Genomic DNA, 16891 nt, shown 5'->3' on the forward strand with positions numbered 1-16891 from the left:
TGTAGTCCGTCTTAAACATTAGAAGGGAGATTGATAGTGATGAAAGATTACAATTCTGTTTGGCAGCTTAAAACATGGAAAATGGTCCTTGCCGCTTCGATACTCACCGCAGGCACGGCACCTGCCTTACTCTCATCCACTGTGGCGGAAGCCGCAACAACTAAACCTAAACCGACAGCTTATATTAACAATGTTCAAGCTCAATATGATGTTGTCATACGGCAGGGTATTACGTACGTGGCATTGACGGAGCTTCAATTCCTCGGCAACTATACGTTTGGTTACAATAACAAAACAAAAGAGATCAGCATTAGCACAGGCAGCGATAAGTATGTCCTTACACCTAACAGCAAAACAATGAAGAAAAACGGTCAGAATGCGACATTATCCTCAGCGCCGATTCTGGTGAATGGTAAAGCGATGCTTCCGCTCCGTGCCATCGGTGAAGCTTTTGGTGCCAAGGTGCAGTGGAACCAGAAGGCCAAGGAAGCCTACATTTACACTACCGATGCTACGATTGTAAAAGAATATAACAGTTCCGATCTGACTGTGGCGCGTGAAGCCGCACTGCATCTGCCACGCTTCTCTGAACTGGGACAAGCACGTCTGGACATTCGCAATCCTTTGGGTCCGGTGGATTCATCCATTGAATACATCTTTGAGCAAGGTAAAAAAGATCGTTTCTTCGTTGTTGAGTATAACGATCTGATCAGTTATTATATCCTTAAAAATGGAAGTGCACTGCTACAATGGCAGGCTAACATCAGCAAAAATGCCGGGACCATCGGTGACCTGTTCTTTATTAAAAACAAAGCCGTTGCTGAAGCAGGGACTCGTCCTTCCGTAACAGGTCAAACACTCGTATCATTCAAGTACTCTCGCATGCTTGAAGAAACCTCTTACGAGATCATGAACAAATTGGGCTCTATTGATACCGGTTCTGTTGTCCCCGAGAAAGGCAAAGTCATCGTTGAAGTTCCGGGAGAGAAATAGTCTGAGCATCCTCTATAAGACATTGCTCAGCAGAAATATATTATCACATCTGCATTACAAAGAGCGCCCTCAAAGTCATTGTGGCAATGACCTTGGGACGCTCTTTTTGGCGTTATATTTTAACTTCAAATTACAAGCGGAGCTTAAACTTTTACCAACTCCAGCGATTCAATCTCCTGTCTAATATTGCGTGTTCCCAGACTGGCTCGTTTTCCCTGAAGCAAACCCCTTGAACAACGTTGGTACTTTGGAATAACGGGTATTCGTAATTTTCCCTTGTGATGTGCTGCTGTCTGTACGCATAATCGAATCTTTTACATTGGAAATGTTGGAGTTATCCAGCGTCATGTTAACTGCAAAGGAAGTTCCACCATTTTGGCGAACCAGTTTGCCAATATCATCTGCACGGAAATTTTTGATGTTAATTGTTCCAGCTGCATTCATCTGGAACACTTTATCATAAGCCTTATACGCTGCCCCACCGGTAATGTTAACCGTTCCGGCAGACTTCAATGTCAGTGCATCCTCGCCCACGTCCTGCCAGACCACATTCGATATATTACAGTTGCCATAACAGTGAACACCATCAGCAGCTGGTGATCCAATGTTTACGTTTTTGAGCGTGGCCCCTGCCTCCAGACGGAAGACTGGCTTCTGATTTTCTGCTTGAGATCCGTCGCCCAGTGTGGAAGGATTAGCTACAAATGTTTTGCCTTGACCATCATAGGTCGTGCCCTTTGGAACAACAATAGTTGAATTTACAACCGTAGGCGCAGCCGCAGCCGGAACTGCACCAAATATAGAGGCAACCAAACCAGCGGACAGTAACAACGTCAACATTTTTTTCATAACTTTATTCCTCCCTTATTCTCTTGTTTTTTAGTATTGTACAAGGCTGAGCTTGTCCTGGAAGATCGTCAGAGGTGCACCTCAGTCCGACCCACAACCTAATCCTACCAAATAAGGAAGGTAACTAGAATAATCATTAGATCACGTTTGTATTTTCCAGCATAGAGCCTGATGTTTCAACATGCTTTGAGGTATCATGTCTACTTGTTATGTACCGATATCAACTTCGGATATGCTCTATTTAAGCCACCAAAAGTTTCCTACAAAAAAAGAAACCCTTAGTCTTTTTATAGACAGGGTTTCTACATGATAGATTTAAAACTAATCTAAGTACTCTATTTTACTCTAGAGTTTCCAATTCATCTTCGTTAATTTCATCCGATGGTTGAAGTGAAGTGAGTGGGTCAAGATTGGTAAATTCATTTACTGTTTCATAAGTAACCACACCCTCTTCAGAAACGATCATTCTGAGAACGACCCAGTATCTTTCATTACCACTGGCATCTGCTACAGTATACGTTGCACTTGGGGTGGCTACAGCACCATGGAACACGTCAATTTTGGCACCAGATTTCTTGATTGTGCTTGATCCAGAGAAATGATGAACATAGAATGTATACGTTCCAGGAAGTAAATGACGAATGGTTGTCGTTTCAGGTCCGTAAGACGTTACATCATCCAAATCCAAATCAACCATAAGTTCGCCATTATTATAATATTGTTTATCAGAGTAGTACGTATGGAACATTCCCTCATCACCTGCTGGACCTACGAGGTGTGAATCCAGATCCACTGGATCTTTACCCCAAGTTAACACGAAGCGTGTTTCATCTTGTGTAGGTATTTCAATAGCAGTTTGATTCTCACGTTTATTCTCCACATTTACTGCCGAGACACCAATGAGATAAGTTGTAATATATTTTGTATCTCCACCTCCAAGTTCACCTGTGTAGATGCCTGGGGGAAGATTGATATAGTAGTTTCCTTGAGTATTCGTTTTGACAGTACCGACAATTTCACCTGTTTTGTTATCCAGGCCTTTTCTAAACGAAATACTTAAATCTGCAACCAGTGCTCCAGCTACATCCTTGATGTGACCACCGAATCCTGTAAGTTTGATTGCACCACTTTGGCTTCCTGCAAAATGTGTTTTATTAACATCTGACTCCACAGTGATGTACAATGTGGCTCCGTAGCTATTAATAGCATCAAAAGTAAGTTCGCCATTGCGGTACTGCAAGTTATTCAATTGTTGTTCCGCCCCATCAAAATAGGCACGAACTACGAAATCATTTGCAGTCAGTTCAGAAACATCCAAACCCTCAGAAAAATTCAACTTTGCACTTCCATTTGTAACTTGAATCCCTTTGAGTGTCGGATAGACTGTTCCTTCGTTATAGACTGCAACGGTTACTGGAACATTGATTTCGAAATCTCCATATTTGGCTTTTACCACTGTCGTACCGTTGCCTTTAGCTTGAATCTTGCCTGAGTCAACAATGGCAATAGTGCTATCCTCGACATTCCATTCTGCAATGGAAGTGATATCTTTGATCGTTGAGGTAGCGATACCCATGAATACGATCTGACGGGTCGAATCAATTGCTGAAAACTCTGTTTCTTGAGGTGAATAAACTATACTAGTCACTGTAGGATCTACCTCAATAGCTGGGGGTTGATTAAGTTGACTAAAATCAATACCTTCTACATTGACCAGAGCAGAAGATAATGTTCCCGCTCCAGAAAATTGTACGATTGCATTTAATATAGCCCGATTCACTACAGCACCATGGTTAATTTTAAACACTGTACTCAATGCTTCTTGGAACACTTCGAGATTTCCAATGGTGGAGTTATCTCCGAACTCCACTGAAACTTGTTCTGCATGAACCATAACAGAGTCGAAGCTTCCACTGAGCACTACCGAAGAATTATGGGGAATCGACTCTGCTATTTCAATCGGTCCGACATCACCTGTGGAGACATTCTGTACGATTGCACCAGATCTAATCTCAATCTGCTGAACATCACTTCCACCTTCAAGGACCAAACGAATACTACCGTCCGCTTTGTCAACAATCACTGTTGCAAGAACCGAGTCCACTGCATGAATACTATTTGGTCCTCCGCCTTGAATCTCAGTAGTTCCCGTGACATTAACATTATCAAGAATCACGTCACCATTTCCTACGGACTCAAGTATATTCAGCTTACCATTTATTTTGGTGTTTTTTAGAACGACACCTTGGGAACTAATAGTTATATTTCCAGTTACATTACCAAGAGTATATGTACCTGGAGCAGAGAGATTATTACTAGGGGCTTGTTCCCCGCCTCCACTATTTCCACCATTGTTACTTCCGTTCCCTTTATCTCCGGAGCTGCTACCGCTATTTCCCTTACTCTTACCTTCAGAAGGTTTTGTTGTTTCAGGTTTTACTTCATTTGAATCTTCAGTATCAATCTCTGTCTTGGTAGGAGCCATGTAACTATCATATGTAGACTTATTTATCACAAACTCATATGCAAGTCTAGCTAGCGCCTGTCGATCTGCTATGCCTGATGGATTAAATTTTACTGTTCCATCTTTTTGGACTAATCCTTTGATAAAACCAGATTGATAGGCTAGTGTTACAGAATCTTTCGCCCAGTTGGATACTTGACCCAAATCTGAGAGTTGTGGTTTGGATGTTTGACTCGTTAGATCTTGATTGTCCCAACCAAAGGCTCTAACAAAAAATACAGCCAACTCTTCTCTTGTCACATTTTTATTAGGCGAGAAGCTATCTTTGGAGGTACCTTGAGCAATTCCAGATTTGACAAGTGCACCTACATATCCGGCATACCATTGATCTTCCTTTACATCTCTGAATTGACTTGCTTCGACATTATCAGGCTTTAAATTAAGCGCACCGACCATAATTTTTGCTAATTGAGCTCGTGTTACCGAATCGGAAGGTTTAAATGTCCCATCAGTAAATCCTGTGAGTATTCCTTGTTCTACTAATTTGGTTATTTCCGTTTTGGCATACGAATTATCAATATCAGTAAAAGAAGTTTTAGATGTAGCCACTTCTGCCGATACAGATAAATTGATAGATAACATAGAAACAATCAGAGACGTAGAAAGCATTAACGATAGTTTGTGATTAAACTTTTTCCATTTTGAATTCAAAACTAAAACACACTCCTCAGTAGGCTTCTGGTTGGTAAATCCACTAATATATGAATCTTTAGAACTAATACACCTCCTAATCAATAGGATAATAATACCATGCAAATTCATAAAAACAAGATTAATAAACTATGATTTTACAAAAAAGTTGTTATCCTGAATTGATTTCAATTCTTATTATCTAAATAATTTCGCAATAAAGACAAAACGAACCTACCGAAAAAAATATTTTCGGTAGGTTCGTTTTTAAGTGAATTTATATATTCTAGGCTCCGAATCTCTGACGATAACCGCACTTTCGACACAACTCTTCTACAGCTTCGCGTTTGGAGAAGCCATATACCAGATTGTTCGCTCGCTCACCCTCAATAATCTCCGAGAATGACTTCTCGTGCACATTACCCAGGTTAATCACACCCTCGCCATCGAGACAGCATGGAACCACCGTTCCATCTACAAGCACAGCTGCCTGACCGCGAAGTGCATGGCAAAAGCCTTTACCGTCATCTTCAGGTGCATCCAGACTTGGCCACTGGAACTCATGGTCCTGATTCAGGTATACATTCGGGGCAATTTTGACCCCACTGCCTGGAACCACTTTTTCCTCAATGCGGAAATCCAGATTGAATTCACGTTCCAATACTTCAAGGGTCTCCCGATTTCGATTCATCTGAGCATTTGTGAAGTTATCCTGCGTCAGATTCCAAAGTCGGAATGAGATGATGACATTGTGCTTAACGGCCTCGTGTACAAAGGACAAAATATGACGCAGGTATCCGTCACGGTCTGTTGAACCTTCATGCCCATCGAAACTGTGCAGAGAGAAATTCATCTGCCGCAGCGCTGGTTTGCCAAGCAATTTATGCTGAGTCTTGGGCAGCAGTGTACCATTCGTTGTAATGTTCACCTTGAGTCCCTTCTCATGTGCGGAATCGAGCAACAAATCTATTTTGGGATGCAACAAGGGTTCGCCTTTGACATGTAGATAAATATGATTGGTGTGTGGTTTAACTTGATCCAGTATATTGTTGAAGACTTCAGGGTCAATGAATCCTTTGGCACGCTGTGTCTGCGGACAGAAGCTGCATGCCAGATTGCAGATACTCGTGATCTCAATATATACTTTTTTGAACGTTTTCAACTCGGGTCCCCATTCTGCCTAGGAGGGAGAACAATCCCACCTGCATTTTGTGATCCGGCCAATATGCGCCACCCCTATTATATCGGGTTAGGGAGCCCAGGTAAATTGTTCAGTTGTTCGGGTCTGACTCCAAGTTCATCTCAAGAATTCCATCATGCTGCCTCTTTACAGTTCATGTTCAAGTGATATATGCTGAACAGACAACTGCATATCTTGAACTTTTGCACTAGGGGAGCCTTGCGGCTGAGACGAATATGACTATTCGGACCCTTTGAACCTGATCTGGATCATACCAGCGGAGGGAAGTGGAGCGGCCTTTTAGTAAGCGGAATTTTCTCATGTATGTGAAGATAAATTGCTGATTTAACTTACAGACCCACTCATTTCTCCGGAAATGGGTGGGTCTTTTTTTGTTCCTTTTGCAGAGTATAGGATGCCGTTGTTATTCCAGCAGTCTGACATCAAGGGGGTGAGGATCAGATGAACAACCATGTAACCATTGAGAACGTTAGCTTCGCTTTTCCTGAAAAAAAGGATTCACCCGTGCTCGCCAATGTGTCGCTTCAGGTCCAACAAGGAGAATTTGTCTCGCTCATTGGCTCCAGCGGGTCAGGTAAAAGCACACTCTTCAAGCTGCTCGCAGGCTTGCATGAGCCAACCGTTGGCATCATCGATATAGCTGGTGTACCGCAAGGACAACGGCTCGGACGAATCGCCTATATGCCGCAGAAAGATCTGCTGTTATCCTGGCGTACCGTCATGGAGAACTGCATGCTACCTGCCGAGCTTGCACCAGGCCGACAGGACAAGGACAAACTACGAGCCGATATCATCGCAGGATTGGCAAGGTTCGGCTTGTCCGGTTATGAGCAGGCCTATCCAGATGAGTTATCCGGCGGCATGCGGCAGCGGGTCGCATTGCTTCGTACCTTGCTTACAGGCGGGCAGCTCATGTTGCTGGATGAACCCTTCGGTGCACTCGACGCCTTAACCAAACGAGAAATGCATCGCTGGTTGCTCGAGCTGTGGGAGGGCTTTGGCCAAACCGTGATGTTCATTACACATGACATTGAAGAAGCCCTGCTGTTAAGTGACCGTATCATTCTGTTAACTCCAGGGGGGCAAGGTCAGCAGTTGCGGGAGATGACGGTTCCTTTACCACGCCCAAGGCATTCGGACATGATCTACGAACCGGCTCTCGTGCAGATGAGGCAACAACTGGAGGAACAATTGCATGCAAAATGATAGAGCTGAGGTTAGCGTCTGGACGTGGTGTTCGAAGTGGCTCTCGAACTGGTTTTCCCAATATGGTTTGTTTATTATGCTCATGTTCTTATTACTGGCGATCTGGGAAGTGAGTGTGCGTATGGGTTGGGTGCCCTCCTTCATCATTCCTGCACCCACGGCCATCATAGGCTCACTGGTTGAACATCGTCGTCTGCTGTTGACCATCCATCTGCCTGCTACCTTTATGGAGGTTATTGTTGGTTTTGGCTTGTCCATAGTGACTGGAATTACGCTGGCAACAGGCATGCATATGAACCGGTCGATTGAAAAGGCCCTATATCCCTTCATTGTAATTAGTCAGACCATCCCGCTGATCGCCTTGTCCCCCGTATTTATCTTGTGGTTTGGTTACACGTTGTGGAGCAAAGTCGCGGTGGTATTTTTAATCGCATTCTTCCCCATTGTGGTCAGTACCTACGATGGACTCCGCCAAGGCGATCCGGAGCAGCGTGAACTACTGCTCACCATGGGCGCCAACAAGTGGGATATTTTTTGCAAACTCCAGGTTCCGCTGGCACTTCCCTCTTTTTTCTCGGGGCTAAAGATGTCTGTGGTGTACTGCGTGGTTGGGGCAACGATTGGCGAATGGCTCGGTGGTAGCAAAGGTCTAGGGTACTTCAGCCGTCGTATGTCCAGCAACATGAACACGGATGCGATGTTTGCCGCCATTTTGCTGTTATCCCTGCTTGGGATCGTTTTGTTTATACTGATTACCTGGCTGGAGAAACGATTTAGCATACGGCGTCATCGTCATGGAGGCAAAAGAAAGGTTGGATAATACTTAGACAGAAATTAGATGTAAATACAGTAGTTACAATCTTCAAAACAAAACATATCTTATGCACAATTTCAGCAACATCTTTAATCAGTTCACTGTCACATTATCGTTAACATGCTGTTGCCCATTTTCTACAAACCAAAACGATGAAATGAGGTACTTCATTTATGAATAACAAAGGTATATACTCCCTGCTTCCCATCATGCTCATTAGCCTTTTGCTGATCGTTAGCGGATGCAGCACCACAGACACTAGCCAAAATACGCCAACAACAGATTCGGCAACCAATACACAGCAAACAGATCCGTCTGCAACCGAACCAACATCAGACGCCAAAGATAAACTGTCTATCATGCTCGACTGGTACCCGAATGCAGTACACTCCTTCATCTATGTGGCTCAGGAAAAAGGATACTTTGCAGACCAAGGTCTGGATGTCGATATTCAGATGCCTGCGGATACCAATGATTCGCTCAAACTTGTTGCTGCCGGAAAAATTGATCTGGCCCTAAGCTACCAGCCCCAAATTTTGCTCGCGCGTGGCGAGAACATTCCTGTACGTTCCATTGCTGCTGTTGTTCGCCACCCGCTTGTGCATCTGTTGACCGAAGCAAATGGCAACGTAAGTTCACCCAAAGATCTTGAAGAAAAGACTGTTGGTTATTCCTCCATTCCTCTGTACGAAGCGATGGTACGCACGATGATCAGTAAGGATGGCGGCAATCCCGACAACATAAATCTGGTCGACGTTGGGTTCGATCTGATTCCTTCGCTGGCTTCCGGACAAGCGGATGCGATTATGGGTGGTTTTATTAACCATGAACAATTGATTTTGGAGAAAGAAGGACATGCCATGAAATCGATTAACCCCGTCGATTATGGTGTGCCTGATTATTATGAATTGGTCCTGACTGCAAGTGAAGCTGGCATTGAAGCAAAAAAAGACCAACTTACCCGGTTCGTCAAAGCGGTCCAGGAAGGACAGAAATATGTGACTGAGCATCCAGAAGAAGCCTTGAGTATTCTGCTCGCTCATGAGAATGAAACATCACCGCTTGACCCGGAGATCGAAACCAAAAGCCTGGCTATTTTACTGCCACTCATGAATGAAGAAGGCCAACCATTTGGTCGGCAGGAAATGGAATCGTGGGAAAATGTACGTGCATGGCTCGTTGAACAGGATTTGATTCCTGAATCGGTGAAAGCCGAGGATGCTTTTATTACTCTGCAAGGAGAGTAAATAAAGGAGAGCAATGTGAATGAAGGAAAAGTTAGCAAGAACGTGAGGATTGGATGCATACAGGTTTGTGGAATGGAATTGGCCTGAAGCAAGCATCGGAGGATCAGAATTTATAACAATCCTAAGTGGCTTGATGTGCATCTGGGCAGATTGATATGCGTTTGGGTGACTTGTTGATATGTATTTGGTAATGTAATTAGCGCTTATCTTCAAGCCTACTGGGAGCTGAAACGCTCCTTAACTTGATCGAAACAGAGCATGCTACGACCGCTAACGAATCTGAGGCGTCCTATTCAGGGATTTGGAGCGGTTGCAGAAATCTAAAGAACCTGAAACATGTTATATCAGAATAAATAGCTGTTTGCAGCGTTTTGGTCAGGAGATTCTGGGAATAACGTGTCTGATGTTCCTTACATTTCAAAAGGAGGACCTGACAGCCAAATAAGACGTCCTGTGTTCTTTAGAAACATCGTCTGACCAGTCGTGCCCGATCATGCCCAAATCAGTTGGGTATCGACCAGCCTAGACTTCAAGACACCGGTTGGATGCTAACATCCATCACACTATCTCTTGCCTGAGTTTGGAGAAATTCACTCTGTTCACTTTCTGTATTTTGTATCGTTTCGTTTTTTATTGTTTCGCTAGATATCGATCAGAATGATTCAATTTGTCTATATCCAGTTCCAAAAATTCATTTTAGTGAGTTATGAAATTGATTTAGATTTTACGTTTCTGCTTTTCCCGCATTAATGCATCTGGCTGTTGTTAGACTCTGTGCCCCAACTCAACAAGGCAACTCATATCCTATTATTCTGTTGAGTGACTCCAGATATCGGACTTCCGCCGATCGGGTTACTTCAAAACAAGGAGGAAATTATATGTCTTATCTGGAACGTGTTCGTACGCAAAATCCGCTGGTACACAATATCACTAACCTTGTCGTGGCTCCCTTCACAGCCAATGGTCTGCTTGCACTCGGTACGTCCCCTTTTATGGCCTATGCTCATGAAGAGGTCGCTGATGTCGCCAAGATGTCAGGAGCCGTGGTACTCAACATCGGTACACTCGATGACAAAGTCGTTCAGGCAATCCGTCTGGCAGGCCAATCGGCTAATGCGCATCACGTGCCTGTGGTGCTTGATCCGGTTGGAGCTGGCGCAACCACCTATCGCACGGAAACCGTGCAGATGCTCATTCGTGAACTTCGTCTCACGGTACTGCGCGGCAATGTGGCAGAGGTCGCTAATGTCATCGGTGAGAGTTGGAGTATTAAAGGTGTGGACGCAGGATCAGGTGAGGGCGACCGAATCGGCATTGCGGAGCGGGCAGCGCATAAACTTGGCTGTGTCGTGGTCATTACCGGAAAAGAAGATATTATTACTGATGGACAATCCACATTCCTCACGAGTAATGGTCATGCCCTGCTCACTCAGGTCACAGGTGCTGGCTGTCTGCTCAGTTCAGTGATTGGCGCTTTTACAGCCATAGCGGAATCAGGAGCCGATCTTCTAGGCAGTGTTGTTGAAGCGCTAGCGTTTTATGGTGTAGCAGCTGAACTGGCGGCAGAGCGGACAGCTCATCAGGGGCCGGGCAGCTTCCAGATTGAATTGTTGAATCAACTGGCACAAGTAACACCAGACCTCTTGGCAGAACGCGCACAGACCCGTCAGATCCGTGGAGGTGCAGTATGAGTATTGCTCAAGCGCTCACCATTGCAGGCTCCGATAACGGGGGCGGCGCAGGCATTCAGGCCGATCTGAAAACATTCCAAGAACTTGGTGTATACGGCATGACCGTTATCACCGCTATTGCTGCCCAAAATACAACTGGTGTGCAGGGCGTTTTTCCCATCCCTTACGATGGCATTGCCCAGCAATTGGACTCGACCGGCGAAGACTTTCAACCAACCGCAACGAAGACCGGCATGTTATATAGTGCCGAGATTATTCGTCTAGTGGCTGAGAAATGGCAGCAATACCGTTGGTCAAATCTGGTCATCGACCCTGTGATGGTAGCCAAAGGTGGCGCCCCCCTTCTCCAGCAGGAAGCTGTAAAGGCGTTGGTTACTGATCTGTTGCCCCATGCCCTGATCACAACACCCAATATTCCGGAAGCGGAACTGCTTACCGGGATGTCTATCACCAATCTGAGCCAGCGGGAAGAAGCCGCAAGACGGATTGTACAGATGGGCTCAACGTATGCTTTGGTCAAAGGTGGTCATGATGAAGGAAGTGGCATGATCGTGGATGTGCTCTACGATGGGCAGTCTTTTCATTATCTGGAGAATGTTCGTGTGGTAACACGTCATACACACGGAACGGGGTGCACATACTCTGCTGCCATCACCGCAGAGTTAGCCAAGGGTTCACCTGTTCTGGCTGCCGTTACGACCGCGCGAGCATTCATTCAGGCAGCCATCGAAGATGAGCTGGGGATTGGGGCCGGACATGGGCCGACAAATCATTTTGCGTATCAGCGCAGACAGCGGGGTGAGCAGTGATGCGCCCTTGGGATGCAGAAGCGGTACGACGCGCGATGCAGGTGTATTTAGTGATGGGCAGCGTCAATACAAAGCAAGACCCTGTGGAAGTGCTGCGCCAGGCCATTGCCGGCGGCATCACGCTGTTCCAGTTCCGTGAAAAGGGTACTGGCGCCTTGGTTGGCGAAGCTTGCATCACACTTGCGATGCGGCTTCGCGAGGTGTGCAGCCAGCACGGGGTCCCGTTCATCGTGAACGATGATGTGGAGCTGGCTGTAGCGGTGGAGGCCGACGGCGTGCATGTCGGCCAGGATGATGCGGACGCGGCGCAGGTACGCGCCCGCATTGGAGATGGGCGGATGCTTGGCGTATCCGCCCACTCTGTGGATGAGGCGCGCCGTGCGTTGCAGGCGGGCGCCGACTACCTTGGCGTCGGGCCCATGTACCCGACGCGCTCCAAAGCGGATGCCCATGCTGTGCTGGGCCCCGCAGGGGTGGCGGAACTGCGCGCCGCAGGCATCGCAGTTCCGATTGTGGGTATCGGCGGCATTACGCCCGATACCACGGCCGCCGTGATGGCGGCTGGAGCCGACGGAGTAGCCGTCATCTCCGCCATCGCGGGCGCGGCCGACGTGCGCGCAGCGGCTGCGCAGTTCGCTACGGCAGTGCGCGGGATGCAGGCGTAGCCCTGCTCTCCCTGCACTGCCAGCCCCGTGGGCTGCACCGCATACATGGTGCAACCCACAACTGCTCACGCTCCTCTCCATAACAGAGGAGCCTCAAAACACCCCCGCGGCGCGGCAGCAACCCATGTCTTCGACATAGAAGCACAGCCGCTCCCCTACAGTGACTGAATTTTACAATAATTTCATCACACATATTCACATCTATTCACCAATCCATGATCAAGATGCAGCTTCCATGCTCGCATCTTGTTTTTTCATTTTCAACGGTTGACTCTCACGTAACGTGACACTGTACAATCGGTGTTGTAAGGAGGTTTCACACATGGCCATGAAGGTAAAAGAAGTTGCCGAACTTGCCTCGATCAGTGTGCGCACACTGCATCACTATGATGAGATCGGATTGTTAACACCGGACGAAGTAACTTCTGTCGGGTATCGATTATATTCAGATGCCAACCTGGAACGGTTGCAGCAGATATTGTTTTTCAAGGAACTCGACTTCTCTCTGAAGGAGATCAAAAACATTATAACCAACCCCTCCTTCAATCCGGAAGAAGCACTTAAAATGCATCGACTTATACTGCTGGAGAAGCGCCAACGCTTGGACCAGATGATTGCTACCATTGATAGAACGGTTTTACACGTGAGAGGAGAAATTAAAATGACAGCCAAAGAAAAATTCGAAGGATTTGATTTTAGCCAGAATCCGTATGAACAAGAAGCGCGGGAACGTTGGGGAGACCATGCCGTCGATCACGCAAATCAGAAGCTGCACAGTAAATCAACCACAGATCAGAAGGCTCTATCCAATCAAATGAACGAAATCTACAAGCGTCTAGCCGCACTTCGTCACACAGAACCAGCATCTGCCGAGGCACAGGCTGGTATTCAAGAATGGTACACCTGGCTGAATCAGATGGGAAGCTACTCGCCTGAAGCCTTCAGGGGACTTGGTCAGATGTACGTGGACGATGAACGCTTCACACGCAATATTGATCAGTTTGGCGATGGTTTGGCAGTATTTATGAGAGATGCTATGGCTGTATTTGCTGACCAAAACAAATAATATAGACCTGTCTTCGACCACATACAGTATTATTCAACTCTCATTGTCGTCAGATGTGTACTGTAAACGATAGTCTGGAACTTAGAGCTCTGTCCTCTAGTGGTAAAAGTAATCTCTCGTCATCAGCTTTATTCGCTGTAAATGACCATTCGGATATTTGAACCTACCACCTGAGGTGACCATATCGTTCTTGTAATTAACCTTATGAACATGCTGAATATTTACTAGAGTTATGTGGTAAGTAATTTAAATCGATCCGAATTGTTGCAAAAGTTATGAGCCATATCCATCCCTACCTGGTGGATACACAAAAGGGACGTACACCCTCAGGCGTATCGTCCCTATGTATGAAAGTAACTCAGCCGCAATGTGAACATGCCTAACTGCTGCTCACTCTGAGTACTTTATAAATATCTTTTAAAGTAGATGCTCTTTACTATGTTTTTCTTCTGCTTCCAGTCCTTCGATATAACTTCATAAGTGCTTAGGATGATGAGCATTAAGTTTCTTCTGTCAAACGTTCTTCATTTTGCTGCAGCCGTCGACTGTCTATCCGATTAAGCTCTTGGCGCATGATCCGATGAAGATGCATCTGTAGCTAAACTGGTTCTCGCCATCCGGCCAGGAATCTGCCATGCAGACACAATCGCAAGCACGATGAATAACAAATCAATCGGTTGACTGAAATAGTCCTGGAAGGTTTCCACAAACGCACTGATCATCTCGCTATCAAACACAAGTTCCATCACGCCTACATCACCAAACAGTTCGGAAGTAAAATAAACCACCGTCAGATATTTCCCCAACAAAATGCCGACAAGTGCAAACAGTACGGCAATAATCTTATGTACCGTCGCAATTTGTTTATTGGAGAACAACACAACTGCGTAACCTGTGAGCGCTCCAATCAGAATCGCAATTAATCCCACCTCATAATCGGTCATTGCAGCAATAGCTGCCCATACGATGCCTCCCAGAATGGCTGCAATTAAGCCACCAATGATCGGCATTCCGATTTTAACTCCTTGTTTCTCTTCCACGTTGTCTTTCCCTCCTGAGTCATGCATATGCTTCTTTTCCAGAATTCACCTTTCCTATGAAACCACAAAAAGACTTATTATTCAACATTTTTCTACTTTTGGTACCATGTATTTACATAATAGAAAAGATATATTAAGCATCTATTTCCTTATTCGCTCGAATATCATTTTAGTTTTGTCCACAAACCTCTCATAATTATTCCCTTGGCACATAAAAAAACACCCCTCCAACAGCATAATAGCCGTAGAAGGGATGTTGTCCATATCTGTATCATAAATATAACCAATGTAACCGAGAAAACTACATTGAAAACCTCTCTCTATCTTACCTTTGCACTTCCTTGGAAGGCTGAATGACAGCTGCAATCTGTGCCAAAATGGCATCCACCGATGCCGGATCATGCACATCATACTCATCAATGTTCAGACGCAGCACAGGGCAAGCTGTAAACTGATCAATCCACACGGAATAGCGCTCGTGCATATGCTCCCAGTACGAACGATCCGTCTGAATCTCCATCTCGCGTCCACGTTCCGTAATTCGGTTTAAAATCGAAGGCAGACTGCCTTCCAGATAGATCAGCACGTCTGGATGTGGGAAATACGGTGTCATTACCATCGCTTCAAACAAACTGCTGTATGTCTCAAAATCTGTAGCAGACATGGTTCCTTGATCTGCATGCATTTGTGCAAAAATGCCCGTATCTTCATAGATGGAACGATCCTGTACGAATCCCCCACCTAGTTCAAAAATCTTTTTCTGTTCCTTGAAGCGTTCTGCCAGGAAATAAATCTGCAGATGGAAGCTCCAACGCTCAAAGTCATGATAGAACTTCTCCAAATATGGATTATGATCAACTTGCTCTAGAGAGGTCTTGAAGTTCAAACGCTGCGCAAGTGCAGCCGTTAACGTGGATTTGCCCACCCCAACCGTACCTGCTACCGTAATTAATGCATTCGTTGGAATGCCATAGTTATTCATATGATATACTCCTTTACCTGATTAACAATTTGCCTGAAGTGTTCAGGATGTTCCACAAAGTCGAGTTGCTCTGCATTGACCTTAATGATTACTGGCGGATTTGAGCTATTTGCCAGATAGTCCATGCCTGTTTTGTAATCGGCGATCAGTTGTTCCATATATGCCGGGTCCATATCCTGCTCAAATGAGCGTCCACGCTTGTTAATGCGGTACATCAACGTATCGAGTTCAGCTTCAATATAGAGCACCAGGTTGGGCTTTGGCAGATCATCTGTTAACAGATGATAGATTTGACGATATTTATCCCGTTTCGTTCCCTTTAAGGTACGATCGGCAAAAATCATATTTTTATAGATATGATAGTCTGAAATGACTGGGGTACTCTGCTCTACATAATGAACGCCCGTGTCTTCCAGTTGTTTAAACCGATTACACAGAAAAAACATTTCCAATTGGAAACTCCACTCGTCGATATCCTGATAAAAGGAAGCCAGAAATGGATTCTCTTCTACGATTTCTTTAACTAACGGAAGATTCAATTCATGGGAAAGCATCGTTGCCAGCGTTGTTTTCCCCGCTCCGATTGGACCTTCCACGGCAATAAACGGGGCTGATTTCATCGTGTTCACTGTTCCTCCTCGTACTTATGCGTGTTTCCGTTTTCTATATAGACCTCACCTATTGTATCACAGCTTTAAGGATTGGAACGCCAGTATTTTATGTATATAACAAGTCAAATCACAACTATTGAATTACATTAAAATAAAAAAGACACACTCGATATCATCAAGTGTGTCTTCCTGTTGCTTGGCGGCGTCCTACTCTCCCAGGACCCTGCGGTCCAAGTACCATCGGCGCTAGAGGGCTTAACGGTCGTGTTCGGGATGGGTACGTGTGGAACCCCTCCGCCATCGCCACCAAACGCAACGCTTAGCTTACATTTCAGAGATCGTTCTCTGAAAACTAGATTCGAAACGAAACATGCGAATTACAACTTGCTATTGGATAAGCCCTCGACCGATTAGTACTGGTCAGCTCCATGCATTGCTGCACTTCCACCCCCAGCCTATCTACCTCGTCGTCTTCAAGGGGTCTTACATACTGGGAAATCTCATCTTGAGGGGGGCTTCACGCTTAGATGCTTTCAGCGTTTATCCCGTCCGTACATAGCTAC

14 protein-coding genes, 2 rRNA genes and 1 riboswitch are annotated in these 16891 nt (G+C 45.5%); of the genes, 8 read left to right on the forward strand and 8 right to left on the reverse strand.

Features of this window, described 5'->3' with window-relative positions:
- Positions 1-39 precede the first annotated feature (39 nt).
- Positions 40-993, forward strand: coding sequence for a copper amine oxidase N-terminal domain-containing protein (locus PAEAM_RS12145; protein ID WP_100527724.1), 954 nt, complete (start codon positions 40-42; stop codon positions 991-993).
- 180 nt (positions 994-1173) lie between these two features.
- On the opposite strand, the gene PAEAM_RS12150 is transcribed toward PAEAM_RS12145, so the two are convergent.
- The 3 genes from PAEAM_RS12150 to PAEAM_RS12160 all read right to left on the reverse strand — a co-directional run bounded on the left by PAEAM_RS12150 (position 1174) and on the right by PAEAM_RS12160 (position 6158).
- Positions 1174-1842 (reverse strand): pectate lyase, encoded by a 669-nt coding sequence (locus tag PAEAM_RS12150; protein WP_036606151.1) that lies wholly within the window; start codon positions 1840-1842, stop codon positions 1174-1176.
- Between the two features lie 340 nt (positions 1843-2182).
- The gene (locus PAEAM_RS12155) at positions 2183-5017 is read right to left on the reverse strand and encodes an S-layer homology domain-containing protein (RefSeq protein WP_165789899.1); all 2835 of its coding nucleotides are present in this window, start codon (positions 5015-5017) and stop codon (positions 2183-2185) included.
- Between the two features lie 265 nt (positions 5018-5282).
- Complete coding sequence (locus tag PAEAM_RS12160; protein WP_036606150.1) at positions 5283-6158, reverse strand: radical SAM/SPASM domain-containing protein; 876 nt, start codon at positions 6156-6158, stop codon at positions 5283-5285.
- A 218-nt stretch (positions 6159-6376) separates the two neighbouring features.
- Positions 6377-6479: riboswitch (TPP riboswitch) on the forward strand.
- Positions 6480-6638: 159 nt separating this feature from the next.
- Here PAEAM_RS12160 and PAEAM_RS12165 point away from each other — a divergent pair.
- From PAEAM_RS12165 to PAEAM_RS12195, 7 genes are all read left to right on the forward strand, one after another.
- Positions 6639-7403 carry an ABC transporter ATP-binding protein gene (locus tag PAEAM_RS12165; RefSeq protein WP_100527726.1) on the forward strand — a complete coding sequence of 255 codons (765 nt, stop codon included), beginning with the start codon at positions 6639-6641 and terminating at the stop codon, positions 7401-7403.
- The gene (locus PAEAM_RS12170; protein ID WP_100527727.1) at positions 7393-8223 is read left to right on the forward strand and encodes an ABC transporter permease; all 831 of its coding nucleotides are present in this window, start codon (positions 7393-7395) and stop codon (positions 8221-8223) included. The genes PAEAM_RS12165 and PAEAM_RS12170 overlap by 11 nt, the downstream gene beginning before the upstream one ends.
- A gap of 167 nt (positions 8224-8390) precedes the next feature.
- Positions 8391-9464, forward strand: a complete 1074-nt coding sequence (locus tag PAEAM_RS12175) for an ABC transporter substrate-binding protein (protein WP_100527728.1) — start codon at positions 8391-8393, stop codon at positions 9462-9464.
- Positions 9465-10342: 878 nt separating this feature from the next.
- Positions 10343-11155, forward strand: a complete 813-nt coding sequence (gene thiM / locus PAEAM_RS12180) for a hydroxyethylthiazole kinase (RefSeq protein WP_100527729.1) — start codon at positions 10343-10345, stop codon at positions 11153-11155.
- A complete protein-coding gene (thiD, locus tag PAEAM_RS12185) occupies positions 11152-11964 on the forward strand; it encodes a bifunctional hydroxymethylpyrimidine kinase/phosphomethylpyrimidine kinase (protein ID WP_047841697.1) in 813 nt (270 codons plus the stop codon). Before thiM ends, thiD begins: the two co-directional genes overlap by 4 nt.
- Positions 11964-12629 (forward strand): thiamine phosphate synthase, encoded by a 666-nt coding sequence (thiE, locus tag PAEAM_RS12190; RefSeq protein ID WP_100527730.1) that lies wholly within the window; start codon positions 11964-11966, stop codon positions 12627-12629. The genes thiD and thiE overlap by 1 nt, the downstream gene beginning before the upstream one ends.
- Positions 12630-12951: 322 nt before the next feature.
- A complete protein-coding gene (locus tag PAEAM_RS12195) occupies positions 12952-13695 on the forward strand; it encodes a MerR family transcriptional regulator (RefSeq protein WP_100527731.1) in 744 nt (247 codons plus the stop codon).
- 557 nt (positions 13696-14252) lie between these two features.
- On the opposite strand, the gene PAEAM_RS12200 is transcribed toward PAEAM_RS12195, so the two are convergent.
- The 5 genes from PAEAM_RS12200 to PAEAM_RS12220 all read right to left on the reverse strand — a co-directional run.
- On the reverse strand, positions 14253-14735 hold the full coding sequence (locus PAEAM_RS12200; protein ID WP_051447298.1) for a hypothetical protein: 483 nt from the start codon (positions 14733-14735) through the stop codon (positions 14253-14255).
- 325 nt (positions 14736-15060) lie between these two features.
- Positions 15061-15717, reverse strand: a complete 657-nt coding sequence (locus tag PAEAM_RS12205) for a deoxynucleoside kinase (protein ID WP_036672670.1) — start codon at positions 15715-15717, stop codon at positions 15061-15063.
- Positions 15714-16337 (reverse strand): deoxynucleoside kinase, encoded by a 624-nt coding sequence (locus tag PAEAM_RS12210; protein ID WP_036613258.1) that lies wholly within the window; start codon positions 16335-16337, stop codon positions 15714-15716. The genes PAEAM_RS12205 and PAEAM_RS12210 overlap by 4 nt, the downstream gene beginning before the upstream one ends.
- 185 nt (positions 16338-16522) lie before the next feature.
- Positions 16523-16639: ribosomal RNA gene (rrf, locus tag PAEAM_RS12215) — 5S ribosomal RNA — on the reverse strand.
- A gap of 79 nt (positions 16640-16718) precedes the next feature.
- Positions 16719-16891 (reverse strand): 23S ribosomal RNA (locus PAEAM_RS12220); the annotation flags it as partial.

It is taken from the genome of Paenibacillus sp. GM1FR, from assembly GCF_002803315.1.
Classification (GTDB): Bacteria; Bacillota; Bacilli; order Paenibacillales; family Paenibacillaceae; genus Paenibacillus; species Paenibacillus amylolyticus.